Below are 6,049 nucleotides of genomic sequence, written 5' to 3'. Positions count from 1 at the left end.
AGCGGGCCGACCGGTCCCTGCAGGAAGGCGTCGAGGCGCTCTGCGGCGCCGGACTCACCGGGGGTCCAGTCGCTGAACCCGCCCGACCAGTCGGGGCGAGTCGGGTGCAGGTCCCAGGCCTCGAGCGCGTCGCTGTCAGGCCAGACCAGGGGCGCGGGCAGGGTGGTTGGCGCGGGATCCAGCCGGACCTCGCCGATCTGCTCGCGGGCGGCGCGCCAATAGGGGGTGAAGACCTTGTAGGGCTGTCCCGAGCCGTTGCTGACCGTCCAGGGTTCGTTCAGGAGACCGGCGTTGAAGCTGTGGCAGACGACGCCGTCGTCCCTGAGCCGTGACTTGATGGCCGTGTCGCGGGCGATCGAGGCGGCGTCATAGAGCCGGTTCCAGACCACCGTCGCCGCGCCGGTTCGGGCCACCAGGTCGGTGAGGATCGCCTCGGCCACGCCCTGACGCAGCACCAGGCGCGAGCCGATGCGGTCCAGGGACGCGTCCAGGGCGGCCAGGGACTTGTCGAGCCACCAAAGGGAAGCGGCGCCCATCGGCCGCCCGCCCGGCGTTTCGTCGAGGATATAGAGCGGGATCACCGGCCGACCGCTGTCGGTGGCCGCCTTCAGCGCCGGGTTGTCGGTCAATCTGAGGTCCAGCCTCAGCCAGACGATGATCGGCGCGGAGGTCGTCTTGTCGATCGGCACTTGCACCAACTCCCGTCAAAGGCCACCTCTGGGGCGCCTCGAACCTCCTATGGAAGTCCCGCCTTGAGTCAGCAAGCCGTCGCCCCCAACGCCGTGATCGAAATCCGCACGCCCAAGGGCGCGCCCGTCCGGATCGGCAATGCCGAGCGGCTGTCGATCATCGCCGGCCCCTGCCAGATGGAGAGCCGTCAGCACGCGCTCGAGACCGCCCATGCGCTGAAGGAGATCGCCGACCGCCTGGGCGTGGGTCTGATCTACAAGACCAGCTACGACAAGGCCAATCGCACCTCGGCCAGCGCCCAGCGCGGCATCGGCCTGCATGACAGCCTGCCGATCTTCCAGGAAATTCGCGAGGTCACCGGCCTGCCGACCCTGACTGACGTCCACGAGATCAGCCACTGCCCGATCGTCGCCGAGGCCGTCGACGTGCTGCAGATCCCGGCCTTCCTGTGCCGCCAGACCGATCTGTTGCTGGCCGCCGCCGCCACGGGCCGGGCGATCAATGTCAAGAAGGGCCAGTTCCTGGCGCCCTGGGACATGAAGAACGTCATCGCCAAGATCACCGGCGCCGGCAATCCCAATGTCATGGCCTGCGAACGTGGCGCCTCGTTCGGCTACAACACCCTGGTCAGCGACATGCGCGGTCTGCCGATCATGAAGGAAATCGGCTGTCCGGTGGTGTTCGACGCCACCCACAGCGTGCAGCAGCCGGGCGGTCTGGGCGGATCGTCGGGCGGACAACGCGAGTTCGTGCCGGTCCTGGCCCGGGCGGCCGTGGCGATCGGTGTCGCCACCGTGTTCATCGAGACCCACCCCGATCCCGATCACGCCCCCTCGGACGGCCCCAACATGGTGCCGACCAGCCAGTTCGAAGCCCTGGTCGCCGATCTGCTGGAGTTCGACGCCCTGGCCAAGCGGCCGCGCGCCGTCTAGCCGGGGACTAGATCGCGCCCGGACGCAGGGCGCGCATGCGCTCAAGAGCGCCCTGCAGGATCCAGCCCGCGGCCATCTTGTCGACGACCTCGGCCCGGCGCTTGCGATTGACGTCGTGCTCCTCGATCAGCACCCGGGTGACAGCGGCGGTCGACAGGCGCTCGTCCCAGAAGGTGATCGGCAGGTTCGGATTGAGCCGCAGCAGGTTGCGGCCGAAGGCGCGATTGGACTGACAGCGCACGCCTTCGCTGCCGTCCATGTTCATCGGCAGGCCGATGACGATGCCGGCGGCCTTGCGGCTGTCCATCAGCTTGAACAGAGTTTCGGCGTCTTCGGTGAACTTGGACTTGCGGATCAGGGCCAGGGGGCTGGCCACGGTCAGGGTCACGTCGGAAACCGCGACCCCGATGGTCTTTTCACCCGGGTCCAGGCCGACGATCGGCTTATAGTCGGGGATGGCGGCGGCGAAATCAGCGATGTCGAGAACGGGCATCGCGTCTCATAGCACGCCGAAGCCTACGCCCGACACGGGGAACTGCTTGTCAAAGCGGTGCTTGCCCGGCTAACCCGTGCGTTCGAATTTCAGGAGGGCCATATGGCCATTGATGTCGCCACCGTGCGCAAGGTCGCCCGCCTCGCGCGGATCGCCGAACCCGAGGAGCGCCTTGAGGCGCTGGCCCAGGAACTCAACGGCATCATGACGTGGATCGAACAGCTGGCCGAGGTCGACACCGACGGTGTCGAGCCCTTGACCAGCGTGGTCGCCGCCGGCGCGCCGCTACGCGAAGACGTCGTCACCATGGGCGGCGACGCCGCGATCATCACCGCCAACGCGCCCAAGTCGGTCGGCGGATTCTTCGTTGTGCCCAAGGTGGTCGAATAATGAGCGCCCCCCACTCCACGTCCCTGACCTCCCTGACCCTGAAGGGCGCTCTGGACGGCCTCGCCGCCCGCGACTTCACCTCGGTCGAGCTGACCCAGGCCCACATCGAGGCGATCGAGGCCGCCCGTCCCCTGAACGCCTTCATCCTGGAAACCCCGGACAAGGCGCTGGACATGGCCGCCGCCTCGGACGCCCGCCGCGCCGCCGGAACCGCCGGCGCCCTGGACGGCGCGCCGCTGGGCATCAAGGACCTGTTCTGCACGGAGGGGGTTCGCACCACCGCCTGCTCGAACATCCTGGGCAACTTCATCCCTCAGTACGAATCCACCGTCACCGCCAACCTGTGGCGCGACGGGGCGGTGATGCTGGGCAAGCTCAACCTCGACCAGTTCGCCATGGGCTCGTCGAACGAGACCAGCGCCTTTGGCCCGGTGACCAATCCCTGGCGCGGCGCCGGCAGCGACAAGGCCCTGACGCCGGGCGGTTCGTCGGGCGGCTCGGCCGCCGCGGTCGCCGCCGATCTGTGCCTGGGCGCCACGGCCACCGACACCGGCGGCTCGATCCGCCAGCCGGCCGCCTTCACCGGCACGGTCGGCATCAAGCCGACCTATGGCCGGTGCTCCCGCTGGGGCGTGGTGGCCTTCGCCAGTTCGCTGGACCAGGCCGGGCCGATCGCCAAGACCGTCGAGGACGCCGCCATCTTGTTGACGGCGATGAGCGGTCACGACCCCAAGGACTCCACCAGCCTCGACATCCCGGTTCCGGACTTCGCGTCCTTCGTCGGCAAGTCGATCAAGGGCCTGCGGATCGGCGTGCCCAAGGAATATCGCGTCGACGGCATGCCCGCCGAGATCGAGAAGTTGTGGGCCGACGGCATCGCCTGGCTGAAGGAAGCCGGCTGCGAGATCGTCGAGGTGTCGCTGCCCCACACCAAATACGCCCTGCCGGCCTATTATATCGTCGCCCCGGCCGAGGCCTCGTCGAACCTGGCCCGTTATGACGGCATGCGCTACGGCCTGCGCGCCGACGGCGCCAACCTGACCGAGGTCTATGAGAACACCCGGGCCGAGGGCTTCGGCGACGAGGTCAAGCGCCGCATCCTGATCGGCACCTATGTGCTCAGCGCCGGCTATTACGACGCCTATTATCTCAAGGCCCTGAAGGTGCGTCGCCGCATCGCCGAGGACTTCGACAAGGCCTGGGAGCAATGCGACGCCCTGCTGACCCCGACCGCGCCCTCGGCGGCGTTCGGCCTGGGCGAGAACAGCAATGATCCGATCGCCATGTACCTCAACGACGTGTTCACGGTGACCACCAACCTGGCCGGTCTGCCGTCGATGAGCGTGCCGGCGGGTCTCGACTCCCAAGGGCTGCCCCTGGGCCTGCAGATCATCGGCCGGGCCCTGGACGAGGGCACGGTGTTCTCGATCGCCGGGGCGCTGGAGAAATCGGCCGGGTTCAAGACCAAGGCCGCGAAGTGGTGGTAGGTCGCCTCGACCCCTAGCCAAGAAAAAGGGCGGCTCCGCGAGGAGCCGCCCTTCGTCGTTTACATCGGCGCGACCGGCGGGGTCGGTTCAGGCTGCGGCGCGACGGGCGCCGGGATCACCAGCGGCGGCGGCTCGGCGACGCTCGGCGCCGGCGTCGGGGCGGGCGTCGGCGTCGCGACCGTGGCGCTGACATCGGCGCTGGCCGAGGCCGCGTCGGGGGCGCTCACCGGTGCGGCGCGGCGGGCAGGGGCCGCCGCTCGACGCGCGGGCGCGGTCCGGGCGACCGGAGCGGCAGCGGCCTGAGCCACCTGCGTCGGCGCGACGCCCGGCTGCGGTGTCGGCATGGGGGCGGGCTCGGTCACCGGCATCTGGGCCGGAGCGGTCTGGGCCACATCCACCGTATCGACAGGGGCAGGGGCGTCGGCGGGCCGGCCCATCATCGTCCAGGCGAAGGCACCGACCGCGACCAGAGCCAGGGGCGCGCCGATCAGCAGCGGCAGCTTCTCGCTCACGCCCTTGCGGGTCTTGGTGCGAGCATAGACCGGCGTGCCGGCGAACATGGGAGAGTCGCCGACGACCTGCGGCCGCGTATAGATGGGTTCTTCAGCGTTCAGATTGAGAGTGGCCATGATGTCCTCCTCAGCTTCCATTGAATTCTGAAGAGGTAACGGCGTGGCTTGACTGTTGTTCCTGCGTTCACGAAATGGCTCCATTGCCGACCCTATTCGGTCACAATTCAAACGCCGCCGCTCAGGCTGAGCTTTTGGGGCCCTAGATCCGCTCGATCACCATGGCGATGCCTTGGCCGACGCCGATGCACATGGTGCAGAGGGCGTAGCGGCCCTGACGGCGATGCAGTTCCTCGACGGCGGTCAGGGCCAGTCGCGCGCCGCTCATGCCCAGCGGGTGGCCCAGGGCGATGGCGCCGCCATTGGGGTTCACATGCTCGCCGTCATCGGCCAGGCCCAGGTCGCGCAACACCGCCAGGCCCTGGGCGGCGAAGGCCTCGTTCAGCTCGATCACATCCATGTCGGCGATCGTCAGCCCGGCCTTGGCCAGCACCTTGCGTACGGCGGGGGCGGGGCCAAAGCCCATGACGCGCGGCGCAACGCCGGCCGCGGCGGTGGCCACCACCCGGGCCCGGGCCGTTAGCCCGTGGCGGATCACGCCCTGGGTCGAAGCGACGATCAGGGCGGCGGCCCCGTCATTGACGCCCGAGGCGTTGCCGGCGGTGATCGTGCCGTCGGGCCGGACGATCGGCTTGAGGGCCGACAGGGCCTCGATCGTCGTGGTGCGGGGGTGCTCGTCGCGGCTGACCACGACCGGGTCGCCCTTGCGCTGGGGCAGGGTGACGGCGACGATCTCGGCGTCGAAGCGGCCGCGGGCCTGGGCGGCGGCGGCGCGGGTCTGGCTGCGCAGGGCGAAGGCGTCCTGGTCGGCGCGGTTGATCCCCCAGTCGTCGGCGACGTTCTCGGCGGTCTCCGGCATCGAATCCACGCCATAGGCCTTGCGCATGGCCGGATTGACGAAGCGCCAGCCGATCGTCGTGTCGAAGATCTCGGCGTTGCGCGAAAAGGCGCTGTCGGCCTTGCCCATCACGAAGGGCGCGCGGCTCATGCTCTCCACCCCGCCGGCGATCATCAGCTCGGCCTCGCCGGCCTTGATGGCCCGCGAGGCCACGCCCAGGGCGTCCAGGCCCGAGCCGCACAGGCGGTTGATCGTCGAGCCCGAGGCCGAGGTCGGCAGGCCCGCCAGCAGGGCGGCCATGCGCGCGACATTGCGGTTGTCCTCGCCCGCCTGGTTGGCGCAGCCTAGCACCACGTCGTCGACCGCATCCCAGTCGACGCCGCCGTTGCGGGCCATCAGGGCCCGCAGGGGGATGGCCGCCAGGTCATCGGCCCTGACGCTGGCCAGGGCCCCGGCCATAGCGGCCGATCGGCGTGCGGATGGTCGCAGATGAAGGCGTCGGACATGGCGGGTCTCTCAAACAGGCGTTCGCGGCAATCTAGGGGCGGCGGGCGGCGGGTCAATCTTGGACACCGGTGTCAAATCGCTTA

General features: G+C 69.3%; 6 protein-coding genes and 1 pseudogene. 3 read left to right on the top strand and 4 right to left on the bottom strand.

What is annotated here, in order from left to right:
• A partial coding sequence (locus tag CSW58_RS08820; RefSeq protein WP_143755140.1) for a deoxyribodipyrimidine photo-lyase occupies positions 1-695 on the bottom strand: 695 nt, incomplete at its 3' end.
• Positions 696-752: 57 nt separating this feature from the next.
• Here CSW58_RS08820 and kdsA point away from each other — a divergent pair.
• A complete protein-coding gene (kdsA, locus tag CSW58_RS08815; RefSeq protein ID WP_099447041.1) occupies positions 753-1,622 on the top strand; it encodes a 3-deoxy-8-phosphooctulonate synthase in 870 nt (289 codons plus the stop codon).
• A 7-nt stretch (positions 1,623-1,629) separates the two neighbouring features.
• On the opposite strand, the gene ruvX is transcribed toward kdsA, so the two are convergent.
• On the bottom strand, positions 1,630-2,115 hold the full coding sequence (gene ruvX / locus CSW58_RS08810; RefSeq protein WP_099447040.1) for a Holliday junction resolvase RuvX: 486 nt from the start codon (positions 2,113-2,115) through the stop codon (positions 1,630-1,632).
• A gap of 102 nt (positions 2,116-2,217) precedes the next feature.
• Here ruvX and gatC point away from each other — a divergent pair, with 102 nt between their 5' ends.
• Positions 2,218-2,505: an Asp-tRNA(Asn)/Glu-tRNA(Gln) amidotransferase subunit GatC gene (gatC, locus tag CSW58_RS08805; protein ID WP_099447039.1), complete on the top strand. Its 288-nt coding sequence runs from the start codon at positions 2,218-2,220 to the stop codon at positions 2,503-2,505.
• Positions 2,505-3,992 (top strand): Asp-tRNA(Asn)/Glu-tRNA(Gln) amidotransferase subunit GatA, encoded by a 1,488-nt coding sequence (gatA, locus tag CSW58_RS08800; RefSeq protein ID WP_099447038.1) that lies wholly within the window; start codon positions 2,505-2,507, stop codon positions 3,990-3,992. The genes gatC and gatA overlap by 1 nt, the downstream gene beginning before the upstream one ends.
• Before the next feature lie 59 nt (positions 3,993-4,051).
• On the opposite strand, the gene CSW58_RS08795 is transcribed toward gatA, so the two are convergent.
• A complete protein-coding gene (locus CSW58_RS08795; protein ID WP_099447042.1) occupies positions 4,052-4,621 on the bottom strand; it encodes a hypothetical protein in 570 nt (189 codons plus the stop codon).
• A 142-nt stretch (positions 4,622-4,763) separates the two neighbouring features.
• A pseudogene (gene pcaF / locus CSW58_RS08790) lies at positions 4,764-5,965 on the bottom strand (3-oxoadipyl-CoA thiolase).
• Positions 5,966-6,049: the final 84 nt, after the last annotated feature.

The organism is Caulobacter sp. B11 (assembly GCF_002737765.1).
Classification (GTDB): Bacteria; Pseudomonadota; Alphaproteobacteria; order Caulobacterales; family Caulobacteraceae; genus Caulobacter.
Note: the sequence above shows the minus strand (reverse complement) of the source record. Positions and strands in the feature narration are given on the sequence as shown.

Bases quoted from the DNA above. Each gene is read 5' to 3' on its own strand.
- gatC (WP_099447039.1), top strand. From the start codon at position 2,218: ATGGCCATTGATGTCGCCACCGTGCGCAAGGTCGCCCGCCTCGCGCGG.
- gatA (WP_099447038.1), top strand. From the start codon at position 2,505: ATGAGCGCCCCCCACTCCACGTCCCTGACCTCCCTGACCCTGAAGGGC.
- ruvX (WP_099447040.1), bottom strand. From the start codon at position 2,115: ATGCCCGTTCTCGACATCGCTGATTTCGCCGCCGCCATCCCCGACTAT.
- CSW58_RS08795 (WP_099447042.1), bottom strand. From the start codon at position 4,621: ATGGCCACTCTCAATCTGAACGCTGAAGAACCCATCTATACGCGGCCG.